14 protein-coding genes and 2 tRNA genes are annotated in these 16,028 nt (G+C 36.7%); 11 read left to right on the forward strand and 5 right to left on the reverse strand.

All coding sequences use genetic code 11. The features are described from left to right. Nucleotides 1-16 precede the first annotated feature (16 nt). Nucleotides 17-90: transfer RNA gene (locus tag ACZZZW_RS02725), tRNA-Asp, on the forward strand. Nucleotides 91-285: 195 nt separating this feature from the next. Then, a tRNA-Asp gene (locus tag ACZZZW_RS02730) sits at nt 286-359 on the forward strand. Nucleotides 360-434: 75 nt separating this feature from the next. Here the strand turns inward: ACZZZW_RS02730 and ACZZZW_RS02735 are convergent. Beyond that, complete coding sequence (locus ACZZZW_RS02735) at nt 435-992, reverse strand: GIN domain-containing protein (RefSeq protein WP_463492216.1); 558 nt, start codon at nt 990-992, stop codon at nt 435-437. A 312-nt stretch (nt 993-1,304) separates the two neighbouring features. Between ACZZZW_RS02735 and ACZZZW_RS02740 the strand changes: the two genes are divergently transcribed. Beyond that, nucleotides 1,305-2,888, forward strand: a complete 1,584-nt coding sequence (locus ACZZZW_RS02740) for a Na+/H+ antiporter (protein ID WP_463492217.1) — start codon at nt 1,305-1,307, stop codon at nt 2,886-2,888. 199 nt (nt 2,889-3,087) lie between these two features. Next, complete coding sequence (locus tag ACZZZW_RS02745) at nt 3,088-4,761, forward strand: alkaline phosphatase family protein (RefSeq protein WP_055912033.1); 1,674 nt, start codon at nt 3,088-3,090, stop codon at nt 4,759-4,761. A gap of 80 nt (nt 4,762-4,841) precedes the next feature. Here ACZZZW_RS02745 and ACZZZW_RS02750 read toward each other — a convergent pair whose 3' ends face one another. Both ACZZZW_RS02750 and ACZZZW_RS02755 read right to left on the reverse strand, forming a co-directional pair. Then, a complete protein-coding gene (locus tag ACZZZW_RS02750; protein ID WP_055912036.1) occupies nt 4,842-5,981 on the reverse strand; it encodes a hypothetical protein in 1,140 nt (379 codons plus the stop codon). 18 nt (nt 5,982-5,999) lie between these two features. After that, nucleotides 6,000-6,893, reverse strand: coding sequence for a TssN family type VI secretion system protein (locus tag ACZZZW_RS02755; RefSeq protein WP_055912038.1), 894 nt, complete (start codon nt 6,891-6,893; stop codon nt 6,000-6,002). Nucleotides 6,894-7,010: 117 nt separating this feature from the next. Here ACZZZW_RS02755 and ACZZZW_RS02760 point away from each other — a divergent pair, with 117 nt between their 5' ends. Then, on the forward strand, nt 7,011-7,949 hold the full coding sequence (locus ACZZZW_RS02760; protein WP_055912040.1) for a type VI secretion system baseplate subunit TssG: 939 nt from the start codon (nt 7,011-7,013) through the stop codon (nt 7,947-7,949). A 2-nt stretch (nt 7,950-7,951) separates the two neighbouring features. On the opposite strand, the gene ACZZZW_RS02765 is transcribed toward ACZZZW_RS02760, so the two are convergent. Continuing rightward, nucleotides 7,952-9,817, reverse strand: a complete 1,866-nt coding sequence (locus ACZZZW_RS02765; protein WP_055912041.1) for a type VI secretion system baseplate subunit TssF — start codon at nt 9,815-9,817, stop codon at nt 7,952-7,954. A 26-nt stretch (nt 9,818-9,843) separates the two neighbouring features. Then, nucleotides 9,844-10,278, reverse strand: coding sequence for a GPW/gp25 family protein (locus ACZZZW_RS02770; protein ID WP_055912043.1), 435 nt, complete (start codon nt 10,276-10,278; stop codon nt 9,844-9,846). A 178-nt stretch (nt 10,279-10,456) separates the two neighbouring features. Between ACZZZW_RS02770 and ACZZZW_RS02775 the strand changes: the two genes are divergently transcribed. The 6 genes from ACZZZW_RS02775 to ACZZZW_RS02800 are packed head-to-tail and all read left to right on the forward strand — an operon-like array spanning nt 10,457 to nt 16,027. Further along, the gene (locus ACZZZW_RS02775) at nt 10,457-10,978 is read left to right on the forward strand and encodes a type VI secretion system TssO (RefSeq protein WP_055912045.1); all 522 of its coding nucleotides are present in this window, start codon (nt 10,457-10,459) and stop codon (nt 10,976-10,978) included. Nucleotides 10,979-10,989: 11 nt separating this feature from the next. Further along, a complete protein-coding gene (gene tssO, locus ACZZZW_RS02780) occupies nt 10,990-11,475 on the forward strand; it encodes a type VI secretion system TssO (protein WP_055912047.1) in 486 nt (161 codons plus the stop codon). A 34-nt stretch (nt 11,476-11,509) separates the two neighbouring features. After that, a complete protein-coding gene (locus tag ACZZZW_RS02785) occupies nt 11,510-12,490 on the forward strand; it encodes a PKD domain-containing protein (RefSeq protein ID WP_055912049.1) in 981 nt (326 codons plus the stop codon). Between the two features lie 42 nt (nt 12,491-12,532). Continuing rightward, nucleotides 12,533-14,905 (forward strand): type VI secretion system protein TssR domain-containing protein, encoded by a 2,373-nt coding sequence (tssR, locus tag ACZZZW_RS02790; RefSeq protein ID WP_463492218.1) that lies wholly within the window; start codon nt 12,533-12,535, stop codon nt 14,903-14,905. Between the two features lie 52 nt (nt 14,906-14,957). Next, nucleotides 14,958-15,230, forward strand: a complete 273-nt coding sequence (locus ACZZZW_RS02795; RefSeq protein WP_055912053.1) for a hypothetical protein — start codon at nt 14,958-14,960, stop codon at nt 15,228-15,230. Continuing rightward, nucleotides 15,227-16,027: a hypothetical protein gene (locus ACZZZW_RS02800; protein ID WP_055912055.1), complete on the forward strand. Its 801-nt coding sequence runs from the start codon at nt 15,227-15,229 to the stop codon at nt 16,025-16,027. Before ACZZZW_RS02795 ends, ACZZZW_RS02800 begins: the two co-directional genes overlap by 4 nt. Nucleotide 16,028: the final 1 nt, after the last annotated feature.

Here is a 16,028-nt window from a genome sequence, read left to right on the forward strand (position 1 = left end):
TTAAAGAGGAACAAAAGGAGTGGTAGTTCAGCTGGTTAGAATGCCTGCCTGTCACGCAGGAGGTCGCGGGTTCGAGTCCCGTCCATTCCGCAACAAAAGCCTTAACTTGAAAAAGTTGAGGCTTTTTTGTTTAAAAATCATTTTGATTAAAATATTTAGAATGAGGTTCAGTGTGTTACGTAATAAATGATTAAAAAGACGGTTATTATAGTGATAAACTCAATATTGTATCTATATTTGCAATCCCGAAAGGGGAAGAGGTTCTAGCTTTAAAGAAGAACAAATGGAGTGGTAGTTCAGCTGGTTAGAATGCCTGCCTGTCACGCAGGAGGTCGCGGGTTCGAGTCCCGTCCATTCCGCAATAAAAGCTTTAACTTGCAAAAGTTAAGGCTTTTTTGTTTAATCAGTTTCAATACAACTACTTCAGTATTCAACTATTTAGTCAATTGTGTTTGTAATACAGCAAATTGATCGAAGGTTAGTTTTGGGTGCTTATCTATCAAAAGAAAATGTGTATCTGTGTTTCCCTTTAAATAAAGTGTTGATTGATCATAAATTGCGGTATAAAGTCCTTGGCTTGTGGTATAAATGTTAGCGTTTGCATTTCCCTTTAAAATAATCTGGAGAAATTTCGTCGCCAATATTCCATCAGTGCTTACTGTAGCATTATCTTCAGCTTCAATTCTATAAATTTCAGCTACATAAACAATCAACTTGCCTGTTGTTGGCCCGGTTCCAGTGATGTTAAGTACATCGCCCTGTTGTGTTATTCTTGCTTTTCCTTCATTGTCATTAGCATAAGAAATACCAATCTCCGACCGCTGGATCAGAACTACATCAACATTTCCTTTGATTATGATTTTTCTGAAGAGAGAAACCTTATCAGTTTTAATGGGTTTATTTTCTGCGGCTTGGGTAGCGATCGGAAAAATATAAGTTAATAATAAAATAATGACTGTTGTCATTGCAATTTGGTTTTTGATGAGTTTCATGATATATTTCTGTTTAAATAATTTGTTTACGATACGGGCTGCTATTCTTAGGATAGGTCATGTCGTTTAGATCCATGTTAACTAAGGAAATGCCAAAAGAAATAATACGAATTAAAATGTTGATATACAGATAATTAAACTATTTTTTCAAAAATCGAAGTGTTCATTATCGGACATTCTGTAAATGGAAATGAACGGTATTATTTAGGAATAAATTTCAAATCAGCTGCTCGCAATGAAATTGTATCGTATTTTTTATAAATTGACGTACTAATTCACTATTACTTGATCATCATCTAAGAAACATCTATAATGCATACCATTTTACCTTTTCTGCTTGCCATCATCGCAATAATTGTATTATTGAACATGTGGGCCACCAAGCTTAAAATTGCTTACCCGATTTTATTGGTAATTGGAGGATTGGTAATTAGTTTTATACCCGGACTACCAAAAGTGAAAATTGATCCAAACCTGATCTTTTTTATTTTTCTTCCACCCTTGCTGTATGAGGCGGCGTGGTCTATCTCTTTTAAAGAGATGAAAAAATGGTGGCGGATTATTGGAAGTTTTGCTTTTCTGGTGGTTTTTTTTACCGCTTTATCAGTTGCGTTGGTTACCAATCACCTCATACCCGGATTCACCATTGCCTTAGGGTTTTTATTGGGAGGAATTGTTTCCCCTCCTGATGCCGTAAGCACCGCCGCCATTACAAAATTTGTAAAAATTCCAAAATCTACTGCTGCTATTTTGGAAGGTGAGAGCCTTTTAAACGATGCTTCTTCGTTAATAATCTTCCGTTTTGCATTGGTTGCTGTAGGTACAGGTCAGTTTATTTGGCAGGAAGCAGCTACCAGTTTTTTGTGGATGGTTTTAGGTGGAGCAGGAATTGGTTTATTGTTGGGTTGGATATTTGTTCAGGTGCATAAATATTTACCCACTGATGCACCATCAGATACGGCACTAACACTCATTGAACCTTATTTTATGTACTGGATAGCCGAACAGCTACACAGCTCGGGGGTGCTCGCAGTGGTAAGTGGAGGATTGTTTATGTCGGCAAGGCGATTGGTTTTCCTAAACAGTACCAGTCGCATCAGAGGATTTAGCGTGTGGGAAAGTTTTATATTCATTTTAAATGGCGTAGTATTTCTGATTATCGGATTAGAGCTCCCTGAAATTAGAGATGGTTTACGTGCACAGGGAATACCCCTAAGCACCGCTATAGGTTATGGCTTATTGGTTACAGGCGTTTTAATCGTTGCACGTATCATTAGCTCTTACGCAGCAATGATGGCCACACTTATTTTCCGCCCAGGCGTAATGCCTGCCGCACGTTCCAAAAGGGCATTGTTGTTTATGCCCTTATTGCTCGGTTGGACAGGTATGCGTGGCGTAGTTTCATTGGCTGCCGCATTGGCCATACCCTTATCATTCGATAATGGAACAGCTTTTCCACAAAGGAACCTCATTTTGTTCATCACATTTATTGTGATTTTATTAACACTCTTGATACAAGGACTTACACTTCCTTCCATTATCAGGCGCACAGGTGCCTTTGGCTTTATCATCAGGCAGGAAACCGATGAAATGGTTAAAAGAAACATGAAGCAGGGCTTAAAGCAACATTCCTATCAATTTCTTAAAAACAAGTGCGAAAATGAAATGAATGGAAATGCGACAATGGAAACATTACTCAAACACTGGGAAGAAAAAGCTAACGCTACTGATGATGGCTGGATGAACGAAAGTACTAAAACCATTTTTATCGAACTATTGGAAAGTCAACGCAACTACCTAACCGAACTCAACAAAGATCCAGCGGTTGACGAAGAAATCATCCGACATCAACTGTATCAAATCGACCTCGAAGAAGAAAGATTGAAAATTATCTAGCGCCAACTAAATCGTGCTCATAACCTTAAAAACTGAATATTCATCACATAATCCAATCCTAATGACGGTTTAATGGAAGGTTAACTAATTGTTATCATTAATGTATTGAATTAGAATAAGGTGTTTTGTAAATATTTTTTGTTTAGTTTAGCTAAACAAATTAATTTTTATGTAAACAACATTCAAACCCTATTCAACTATGAAAACATTAAAATTTTTATCATTCCTATTTTTTCTGTCCATCTTATTTATCAGTTCATGTAAAAAGGCAGGTACAGTTACTCCTGAAGAAAATCTAATTTCTGATGAGCAATCACTGGCAAAAAGTGCTTTGGCAGCCAAACCTAAAAAGGTGTTATTTATCGGTATTGATGGCTGTGTATGGAAAGCCATAACGGCAGCAAACGCGCCTAACCTCAAAACGTTGATGGATCAATCCTACACCAGTACAAATGCATTGGCACAGGTACCCACCTGGTCATCAAACGGATGGTCTGCTTTATTTACAGGAGTAGGTGTAGCCAAACACAAAGCATCTGATAATAGCTTTTCAGGATCAGATTTTGTAAACTATCCCTCATTTTTCAGGCAGATTAAAACCAACTTGCCAGCCTTACGTACAGCATCAATTGTGAGCTGGTCATCAATTAACGATTTTATTGTAGCTACGCAAGATGTAACGGTTAAACAAAACAGTGCAAGTGATAACGCTACCGAAACCAGAATTATCCAGGAAATTACCACGAGCAATACCGATGTTGCTTTTTGCCATTTTGATGATGTAGATCATGCCGGGCATGCCAGTAATTACAGAACAACTACCCAAATGTATATGGATTCTGTAAAGGCCGTTGATGCGCGTGTTGGTAGGATATTAACTGCCTTAAAAGCCAGGCCAAGTTATAATAACGAAGATTGGTTAATTGTTGTAGCAACCGATCATGGAGGCGATGCCAGCCATGGAGGTGCGAGTTACCTGGAACAAAATGCATTTATCATTTTAAATAACAGCGCTATTGCACCACAATTGGTTAATACTTTACCTACCACTGCAACAGAATCTATCCCGAACAGCATTACCACTGTCGATTTTAAAACCAATGTTTATGGTCAGCTGCCAACACTAAGTAGTCTTAACCTAAGTGCAACAGGGAGTTTTACCATCGAGTTCAGGGCAAGGGCAACTTCAGCCTCAAGCGATCCGGTAATTATCGGAAATAAAAATTGGGCAAGTGGCTCTAACAAAGGAATTATCATTTCCAACAGAAATGGCGTAATCAGGGCTAACTTTGGCGATGGAACCCATAGATTGGATATTGATGGCGTTGATTTAACCGATCAGTTATGGCATCATGTTTCAGTAGTGGTAAACCGTACAACGCAAAAAGCTACGCTTTACGATGGTGGAATACAAGTTGCAGAGGGTAATATTTCTGCAGTGGGCGACCTGCAAAGTGGCACCGCATTTAAAATCGGTCAAGATGGAACTGGCAACTATAATCCGTATTTTACTGGTAATATTTCCGAAATCAGGTTATTTAAATCGGCTTTGCCCGCAACAAGTATTGGTACTTATAGTTTTACAGCTTTAACATCTGCACATCCGCAAAATTCCGATCTTGTTTTATACACTAAAGGCAATGAAGGTACCGGAACCACTTATAATGGCAGCCTGGTAACGCCTCAAATTGCTATGCTAACTAAAAATAGTGCTACAGTTAGCTGGACTGCGCTTACTACACCAATATTTAAACGAAAAACTACCGATTATCATGGTGCCCCTTATTTGTATAACGTGCCACCAACAATACTTAAGTTTTTAGGCATTGCAAAGCCTGCTAATTATGATGGTTCGGCCCTTGTTAATTTTTAAAAGGCAACTATTATGGTAAATAAAAAAGCTGTACCCGAATTTATGGGTACAGCTTCATTTTTATTGTTCCGAGAAATGTTTTAATCTAATAATGTCCAGGTTTTTCTGGCCTGCACCTGTTGCACAACCTGTTGTTCTGCAACCACAATATTTTCTTTGCGCTGGCCAATGTATTCCAGTCCGCTTAATTTATTCCAAAGTGCAACCAATACATTCATAAACTCGCTGGCCATAAGCATGCTGTTGTTAATCTGTTTATGATCGTAAACCAACTCAATGGTTTTAGCCAGCAGTTCTTCAAAATTACCAGGGGTTACATCTTTCCACTCATAAAAATATTTAAGTAATTCCTCTCTTTCGCGCGGATCGATCAGTTTAATCGCTGTGAAAAAAATATGTGCTAAGCTTGAGAAATAACCTACTAAAACTACTGGCGATTCGCGATGGGCAATATTTCTATATTCGTAAAACAAACCTGCAATGTAATCTACAATCTTTTCAGAAATGAGCCTGATATTTTTGCCTAATGGAGTAATGTTATCACGCCCGCTTGTTTTATCAATAATTTTAAAAGCAGCCAATTGCAAATCATTTAATAACACGCTGAAAGATTCATAATATCTAATCAATGCGGGGTGGCTCGTAATGGTCGAACTTGGTGGTATATAATTGTTATTGATGGATAATCTGCCATTTTCGTAATAAACCTGGCCAATGGTTAAAAAATAACTATCAGCCGTTTGCGAGCTTACCTCTGTTTCTGGCAGAACAGCAATTGAATAACTTTTTGCCAGTTCGGGATATCGGATAGGGCTTTCTTCAGGATTAGGTGTACCAGATGGCGTACGGTTAAACGGATTAACTACGAGTAAAATAACATAATTTCGGGGTTCAGATTGCCCAAAATAGTGGTTATGAACCAAAGTATCCATATTGTCAGATTGTACAATATCAATGTGGCAGCCTTCAGGCGTAATCGCATTACAGTACCTCACCCTAACTTCGATATGATTGGTTGCTTTTTCTAATATTTCGATATCGTGCGAACTCTTATAGCCGGCAAAGGGAGGTAAAAAACCGTAATTACTGCTGTTTAAGTTCAGCGATACAGCATCGCGTACAAAATCTTGTAAATAGAGATCGCTTAAAGTAAAATGATCACTAGAAAGCTTCATGCCATTAATCCAGTTAATGGATTTATATTTTAGCGGCTTTATCATGGTAAATGTTTTTATAGATTAGATAAAGATAGCACTTTCTCCCACTTCGTGTGGCTTATTTGCATTTTCTGATACACGTTTGGCATAAATCGTCATTTTTTCGGTAATGCCGTTTTCGATAATATCAAGATCCGGATCTATAAAAATGTTCCGTTTAAAAAAGGATGTTTTGATAAAAAAGATCCATTTGTAATTCTCATAGTCATCGCCTTTAAACTCAACCGGACTTTTAGCAAACTTCAGATTATAATCATCAATAAATTTGTGGAACCAAATTCCAAAATTCATGTTTTCTACCGCTTTTACCTTCACTTTCAAAGGCTCCGGATCGCTACTTTTTTTGTAAAGTTCCAGCTCCAATACCAAAAGCCTGTTAAAATCCACATGGTCCATGTTGATGTCAAGAGGAGTGTCTGGATATTTCCAGATTTTGTAAATTTCTGACGGAATACCGAGCAGTGAAACATAGGCCCACCAAAAAATAAGCGGCACAAAGAAGCAGGTGATGCTGCCTGCGCCAAACCATCCAAAATTTACCGAACTTAACCAGTTAAAGGCAAGCTGAAATAAATAAACAGATAAAAGGGCAGAAATTAAAGTGGCGAAAAAGATAAATACTTTACGCTCCAGCAAATCCTTAGGATAATATTTGGTTAATAAATAAACGAAAACCGTACCCATTAAAATGTAAAAAATACAGCAGATAATATACCCCCAGGGCATAAAATTGAAGTTTAAAAAACCTAAAAATCCAGGTAATGCTAAAATAATGCCGATAAGAAGAACACTTACGATAAGTCTTTTGTTGTTAAGAAACTGGTTCTTTTTGTTGATGATAGAAAGTACTGCCGTTGAGATAATAAAGATCAGCGGGAATAAGAGAAAGCGAATAAAAAATGATTTAACGTCCATTAATTTTTTTAGATGTGATGTACTACAAATATAGTATCTTTAGTATTTGATTTTGATCCTTTATTTTTTCGATAATAAAAATTTAATCTATAACAAAAATGCAAGCTTAAAGTTTAAATGAAAAAAGAAACTTTGATTAATAACGAACTCTTTACAGATTACAAAGCTGTGGCTTATGCTGCTGATTTGATAGAGCGAAATATAATTGAGGCAGATCGGATAGAAATCATTCCGATAGGGCCCGATAAGCGCGCTTTTGCAAAAGATATTGAAGATACAAACACTTATTATTCTGAAAAAAGAAGGCATGATCGTATCCGTGTAAACATCAATAGGGAAGGTTTATACGATATGCTGCCCGAAGGACTTTTCCATCGTCCGCCTACAGGTAGCGCGGGCATGGATGAGGAATCGATGATTAAAGATATCAGAGACAGGAGAGAGGAAGAAAAGCAGGCCAGGTTATTTTTTACCCCATTTGATGCAGAAATCAACCATGTAAGGATCATGACCGAGCTCTATGAAAATAAGCTCGATAAAAAAACTACTTATGCAGATTTAAGCCAGATTTTTGAACTTGGATGGGACGAATTTAACCTGTTAAATAAAGAGCAAAGTATCATCTGGATGCATTTACTACCAGAAATACAGCAAAAAAGAAATGATATTGAGTTTGCATCAAAAGTGCTTACCGCATTATTTAATTTGCCTATTGCCATTGTAGATGCCACCGCCAATATAACGCCGATAAAAATAGCCGATAATATGCAGATGCAGCTGGGTGGAAGTGCCCTGGGCATTGATACAATTATTGGAGATAGCTTTATACCCGAGCATGAATCATTTAACATCAATATTGGGCCAACTTCGCCCCACGAACTCGTTAATTTTATCCCAGGGCAAAAGAACAGGGCCATTTTAGATATGGCCATTAGTTACCTCATACCTGTTGATGCGGAAGTTAATGTAGAAATGCTCACCGCTGTCAATTTTCAGGAAACGGTATTAAGTGCCGATGTTGAAAGTGCCTACCTTGGCTATACCGTTTATATTTAGCATTATGCCATTCTATAAATCGAAGGTTTTAATAACATTCGGTAATGTATATTCATGGTACTGCGTAAATTTAATTTTGCTAAAGTAAGGCTTAAAAGTTCTTCCCAATCCTGTGCGCTCAGTTTAAGGTGATCTGCCGGTTCAATAATAATATCCGTAGTTTTAATAAAGCCTGCGTTTGGCTTATTATCCATAATTAAACCTTTGGCTAACGTAACGCTTTTCAGTTGGTTGCCCAATTCGTAACGGCAAAAATTAATTACATCTGCTTTGGTAATAATCCGGTCGGCAGTGGTTAAGCCATATTTATAAGCCTGAACCCTGTTGGCAGCATTAAGTCGTGATCGGCCACCTTTTGTTTGGCTCAGTAAAACGACACTTTCTGCATTAACCCTGTTGTTTTCGTAAATAACCAACCGGCTTCCTGCATTAATGTGGTTGGCTTCTTCAGCCTGAGTAACCCAAATATCCAGAAATAAGATATCTGCATCATCAATTGGTTTCAATACAATATAACTTGGCAATTCTTTAATATCTTTCAATGCCGAGCGGCTTTTTTGTTCAATAAGGGCAATATTTTGTTCCAGGTTTTTAAGTATTGTACTTAAAAAATCAGGCCCGTATGCAGAAAATGCTGCTTTTTCATCTCTTAAAAGTTCAAAAAGGTAATCAACCAGTTCTTTCGCGTTTCGGGTATCAAAACGTTCGGTACCACCATACCTGATTGAAAATGAGCCATCCCCCTTTTCATTCTCGTTGGTGTATGGAATTTCATTATAGCTTTTGCCTTTATTATCCTTCAGGTTTTCTACCGCCAGCATCTGGTCTGCTGCTTCAGTTTTAATCGGAATAATGTTATTCATGGTTTTAAACCGGTGTTTAATCTGGCTCAACCGTTTATTTACCACAGGGAATGCATTAATATAAATATGCAGTTCGTTCAGCATTTCCTGATTGATGGCTGCGGGAAAAACAACTTTTAACCATTTAACTTTTCCATCGATCTGATTTAATCCTCCAGGTTGAAAAATATTTTCAAAAACCGGAGGAAGTTCTTTGCTATCGTCGATGTTAAAATCGTTAAGGTCGCCCAGCGTGATAAACCTGTTGCTATAGTACTGCAAAACGTCGGCTTTAATCAGATTGAGTAATTGTTTGTGGTGAAAAGGTGCTTCAACCTTACCCGTTAAAGGCTCGTCCATAAAACGTTCAGTGTAAGGCGTAAGCTCATTGTTTTTGTAGAACCATTTCCCCAATGATAGCAGGTCGTAAGCATTATCGGGTACCGAATAGTTTTTCCAGTCAAAAAATAAATTCAGTTTATTAAAATCCATCCAGTTTTTTAGCCCGCTAAAGCCAATATATAGGGTGTTTTTTTCAATAGCAGAGCCAGGTAGCGTATTTAAGCCAGGTTGTTTGCTTAATTGCTCAACATTAAAAAGCGTATTTCCGGTGGCTATGTATTTTACAGATGCATTATGAACTTTTACAGCGTGTAACGGACTAAAGAAAATATCAGTTTTTTTTGTCTTATCGTTTTCTTGCTGAATGTTCTTTTTAAATGCAAACTGGGTATACGGCGAAAGGTAATCTTCATCTTCAATAGGCCTTGCATGCATAATTGCATGGGCAGGTAATGAAGAGGTTAAATGATCAGGTGCCAGAATGCGGCTAATTTTATCAAAAATCCTGTTTTCCAGGTTTTTAACATCATTAGATACATTAAATAATTCGTTGCTTAACGCCTCAATAATCAGTTTTACCAGCGGGTCAAAATCATTACTGTCTTTAACATTCCAAAAATCTTCGGCATTTTTTAAAATTCTATTTCGGATTTCATCTTTTGATGAATAAAAAACTGGCTTCATGTGTAGAAAATTTGGGGCGTTTTAATTTAGGTTGATAAGGGGCTGAGGAATAAAGCAGTGTTAAAAAAATATTTTTCTCCTGTGGTTTTTATCAGTGCCCTAACACTAATATCTACCTTTTTTTTGATCTCTGTTATCTTACGCAATGGATATACATTTTCTACCTCCGTAATGCGCACTTCTACCGAAGTATTGTATATTCTGAACTCAGAATTAGTAATTGATTTTAATAAGGATTTACGGAATTTTTCCTCCCAGATGCTTTCACTCACGATTAATTCAAAGTCTAAGTCCCATATTTCACACCCAAAATCATTGTGAAACCTATGTTCACCATAACGGGTGAAAATAATCAATTCTATGTGGTTCGAAATCGATTTACCTAGGTCAGTTGGCTGAAGGCCAGCACCTGAAAATATGGACTTAAATCTGAAGGGTTTGTTGTAAAAATTTTCAGACATAGATGATTTGGCTTAAAGTTTGTTAAAAGTAAAAGAAATAAAATCGTTTTTATAACCAAACAACAAATATTAAAAATTGTTATGGTACAGTGTTAATTTGAGAAAGATGTGTGATTTTAAGTGAATTTGATGTCGGATTAATTCTTATACTGTTGCAATGTGAAACTATTAACGCTCTATGAAACCCATTAACGCCATTGAAATTAGGAGTGCTTACACCAAGTTTATCTTAAACTTTGTGTTTCTTACCCTTTTCTCCATTCTTTGCATTTATCTATTTTATGCAGCTTCTGATTATGAGTACACATTACTCGACAAAAAAGTAAAAGAGACTGAAAAACTTTCTTACCTGAGAAAAGATATCAATACAAATTTCGACCTTATTCTGCTCCGCTTTAAAGAACTCTCACAATACAGCGATTATAATGCTGATGAAATGAGTAAACAGGCCATTTTACTTAGCGATATTCAAAGCGCAAATAACAGGATAAAAGAGCTTATTTCTAAAAAAACAGAAGTTACACCCAGCTTTACGTTGTACGAAAAACTGAACAACAATGTAGGTGCAATGGCCAACCTTCAAGATTCGCTTATCGATTCAAGGTCTGTAATACAGCGGGCTAAAGAAAGGGTTAACGAATGTATTCAAGCAAATCAATCAGCAGCAAAAAAAATTAGAAACGGCAGGTTTGGCCGGTAAATAGCACTATTATGATAAAACTAAGCATAAAAGATAGGCGCGAACAATTCTTGTTCTTTTTAGCGCTATTTATTTTTACAGTTGGGCTTTTAAGTTTTGGCATTTTTTACAGCGGTAAATCCAAGTATGAAATTTCCAAAGCCGACCTGGAATTAAAGATCAATGAAAATGAAGTATTCGAAAATACTGTAAAAGAAACCATGCCCATCGTTGATACTACCTTTAAATGGATTACACGTTACAATCCAAATGTTAGGGCTGTATTTTTAAGAGATGACATTCAACGCTCATTAGGATCAATCAAATCTGCATTTGACCGGAAAGCATCTGATTCTCGCTATAAAATTTTTGTTCAGAACCAACTTTTATACGACAGATTATTTTACGACAGGCAGGAACAGAATAAAAACATTTCGGATATCGAACTTTATCAAAAACAGCTTGACGATTGCATTACCAACAGGCGACAACTCCAACAAACCATTTCAGCAAGATAAACATTCTCAAAACAACCTATAAACAACGCTACCTATGTCTGACACAAACACTAAGCAAGTTAATTCAAATTCGCAGGGCTACGTTATTCTCTACATCCTATTAGCTGTATTGCTTTTAACAGGTCTAATTTTCTTATTTAAGAGTTCATTGTTCGAAAAGCGGGCAATTGATGCGAAAATCATTAAAGATGAAATTTATTTAAACGAAGACCTGGTTTTTACCGATAACACTCCAAAAGCCTCAAAATGGTTATGGGAATTTGGAAATGGCGAAAAAGCCACCACCAAAACTGGATCTTATCATTACACAAAAGCCGATACTTACATTGTGCGCTTAACTGTAGATGGCGAACTTCGCCAGGAATTTCCAATCACGGTACGCGATACGGTTAGGGCAATTGCTGTGGATAGCGTACTTACCATAAGCGGGCCAACTGCGGGTTTGGTTAATGAAGAAATCAGGCTGGAAGGCGATGGTGAGGGAAAAGATTTTGAATGGTCTTTCGGCGAAACCGGCCGTGTGGATGTTAAAGGAAAAACTGCTTTATACACCTACCGCGCTCCGGGTAAATATGTGGTACGTCTTCGATCTGATAAAGCCCGTAAACCAGCTTTCTTAAACATATTAATTACCGATCCGAATGCCGAAATAGTAGATGATCTGGTTGCGCCTGGCGATGGCGAGCGCAAAACGATTGATGATATCAGGGCCCGTTTACAGGCCATTGCAAATGGAGCCGATTTTAATTCCAATTATTACTACCTCATAAACAAATACATGTGCAGCAATGAAAAAGTAACTGTAAATGTAGAAATGAACGGTAAGAAAAAACAAACAGATATTTATTCATACTGTATGGGCTTAACTTTTGGAGGCGAAATAGCGGTAGATGAAGCACAATTAACCATTAAGCCAAATTCTACCTGCGCCAGTTTATTAAATATTAAACAACACTCCGGAACTGCGCAGCCCGCAGCAACAGCAACTGCAGAGGCTCCGGCAAAAACTAAATAGATTAACATCTTAACCTAATTTTAAAGCTCATTTACTAAAAATATGAAAAAATATTATGCCTTAACCATCCTGTTTTTAGGAATATCGTTTGCCTATGCACAATCACCGGCATCGTTTGGCAAAAAAGTGAAATACATGCCTAAATCTTACGAAAGGCCTGCCGAAACCATCAATGTAAACGAAAGCACCAGCAGCAGCAGTTTGCCATGGATTGTTTTTTCCGATCGTGAAGACAATTACACTACAACCTCACCCGGTGGAAGTTTAATTATGAAGAAAATCAGCTTTATGGAACCTTTTTATGTTTCTAAAGAAGAAAACGGATACCTTAAACTGATTAAATACAAAGCCGGAATGATTAGAGGCCGGAAAATTAACGATAAAAAAAGTGCCATCAGTTACGGTTGGATTTCTAAAGCCAAGTTGCTTTTATGGCAACGCGCTTTCTCTAACCAAAAAACAGGTTATGCAGAAAAAGCTATTGGGATCATAAACGGAAAAAATGCCTTAACCGAGCCAAAATTTTATTTTGATACAACTGATTCTATCCTGGTTTATAATACGCCAGAGCTAAAAGATAGAAGAACCAAAGTGAGGTTGCATGAAATTGCTTATATCTACAAAAAATCAGAAGATGGTAAAAAGTATCTAATCGGATCGGACGACCAATTGGTTGCCGATACAGCCTTAAAAAGTATTTATGGATGGGTTTCTGCTGAAGCTGTACATAGCTGGGGAGACCGTTTGTACATCACCTCAGTTAAGCCTGGCAATTATGATAATGACGATTCAACCTCAACTGCTATAAAAAATGGAATTGATAAGGGAACAGCTTTCGTGGTAGATCCTTTATTGCCAAGCGAAAATCTGATTTTAAGAAGTGTACCAGTTGTTTCGGATGATGCCGGTGCATATGCTGTAGGTATTGCAACTGATGTTTATAACAAAAAAGACAATAAAATATTAACCATTAACGGCTCGGCACTTTCTTATCAGGACTACCTGAAACTCCGCAAAAATAAAACAAAGGTAAATGTTGTTTTTGTAGTGGATGGCGGAAGCCCGATGACCAAATATCTTTCTGGTATGACAAATACCATTGCTTCGTTTGAAAGTATAATGGGCGATTTTGGAAAAGGAACCAAAGTAAATTATGGTGGGGTAGTTTACCGCGGAGAAAGCGGATGTGCCTTACAGGGGATTTTTGTGAGCCCTATTCAGGATGATTACAGGCAATTAATGACTTTTTTATCAAACCAGGCCAAAAATACACTTAGGTGTAATGGCGAAATTTCAGAAGAACCGGTATTTAGTGCATTAAAAGCAGGAATTAATCTGTTTAAAGCCAAAAAGAATGAAACCAATTTAATTATTTTGGTAGGAAGTACAGGAAACATTGGCGGTACCAATAATTATCTTATTAATGAACTGAGTGAGCAGGTTGCATTGGCCGATGCACGCATTTTGGCCTTACAGGTATATAGCGATTTTAACCAGTCGTTTAATGATTTCGTAATTCAATCACGTAAGTTGGTTTCTGAGTCAGCCATCCGCTCTGCAGAATACAGAAAAAATACCATGGTTAAAGGTGAAGGTTTAAAAAGCTTCCAACCTTACAACACAAGTTTGCAAGATTCTATTTCTTACTATTTAGATTATCCAAAAAATAGTTTAATACAAGGAGGAGTTGTATTTCCAACAAAAGGAACGGTTAATTCCAACCAGAGTATGACGATTGCGCTGCGCCGTTTTGTAAAAGAAACCAATGCAGATATTTATAACCAGATCAGCTCTTTGGATAGTGCATTCCGTTTAACAGGCATCTCCCGCAAAAATTTATCTGCTGATGTAGAAGGTTTGTTGCCTTTGCCTGTAGGTGTAGAAATTGCCGACAGGATGCCTCACAATGCTTTTAAATATTACAGTACAGCAAATGTATCAGCAGATGTGGTAAAAAATAACCGCTCCAGTTTACAATACGCCATTGTATTAAACAATATGGAATACAAGCAGATAGTTGATGTTTTTTCGATTATGCTTGGTCAAAACCTTCAGCCAGATCAGTCTTCTTTTAGAAGTAAGCTGGTAAAAAATTATGTAAAAATGCCTAAACAGTTATTGGGGATGAAAGTATCATCAGGTGATATTAAAGCCATGACTTTGGCCGATTACATTAAACTGGTTACAGGTTTGCCTTTAAATAATGAGTTTTTAGCCAAATACAAGGTGAGTGATTTAAAAAGCACTTCTAAAATGCCTTTAGATCAGTTTGAAACCTACATTAAATTGCTAAATCAATCCGTACAGCAGATTAAACGCGCTACTCAGATTGAGCAACAGTTTATATCGAACGGAAAAACCTATTACTACATCACCGAAAATAATTTTAACCCGGCAGTATTGCCTGCAAATTAATTACTATCACAATTGCTGTCTTGTTTACCGCTTAGGTTATCTGAATAATAATATGCTGACTAACAAAAAATATCGGTCTGATAAATATGTGAAACCAATGTTGATTGTTTTTTGGCTATTGCCATTTTTAGCTAAAATATTAAAGCAAAGACAAGGTATTATTATAGGTTCGATTCTTTTTGCCATTACATTAACCTTAGGGATTATGATTTATAGACTTATTAATGAAGGTGATAGGAAATCAGCCATTTATATAATTTTAGGCTTGAGCGCATTTTATGTATTTATTATTGTTTCCATATCTTTTTTAAATATAGAATTATGAAGATTTGGCATATTAAATCGCATAATATTTTATTATCGGGTAATGCTGAAAATACCATTTCACTACAATTTAACGGTATTTGGATAAAGTTTGTAGAAGAAGGGAAAACGCTTAAGATACAAGCACATAAATGCAGTTTTATTGATACCGTAACAGCAAGAGGTGAACAGGGTAGAATAAAAACAGGTGAAACAACACGTTCAGACCGTAGAATAAGTAAAGTTTTTGGAAAATTGGAAGCTAGAGAATCTGCCAATAAGCACGAATCTTTTGCCAACTTAAGTTTTGTACAAGGTTTGTTCCCAAGAGGTGTGTTAAACTTTAATAATCTGATTTATAATATTAAATCTTATAATAAAGCACATTTTGAAGATGGAGGAAATTATTACAATGATAGAAAGGGCATGGGTAAGAAAGATTTAGATAGAGCCTTTACCTTAGGTTCAACAGGCCCTCTATTGGGTGGTGTTTTTAGTGAGGCATCAGCCTCTGTTAAAGCTTTTAGTTACATCGGTTTAGGGATAGATTTTGCAGGATTATTTTCTGATATATCTTTTAGTAATCTCTACGAGAATCTTGTTAAGGTTTCTACAAACAAGCCTGTTGTAATAGTAGATTTTGATAAAGAAGATGATAGTTTAAAAGATTCCGCAGAGCACGTGATCCGGGCTTTTAGTGCAAAAATTATAGAAAAACGTGATGAAAAAATAACAGAAGAGAATATTTTACAAACAATGTGGCACAGTGTTTCCGATTATCTGGAAGGTTATACTAAAAGAGCAAAAAGCATTCAATAGA

This window comes from Pedobacter sp. AC379, assembly GCF_979258145.1.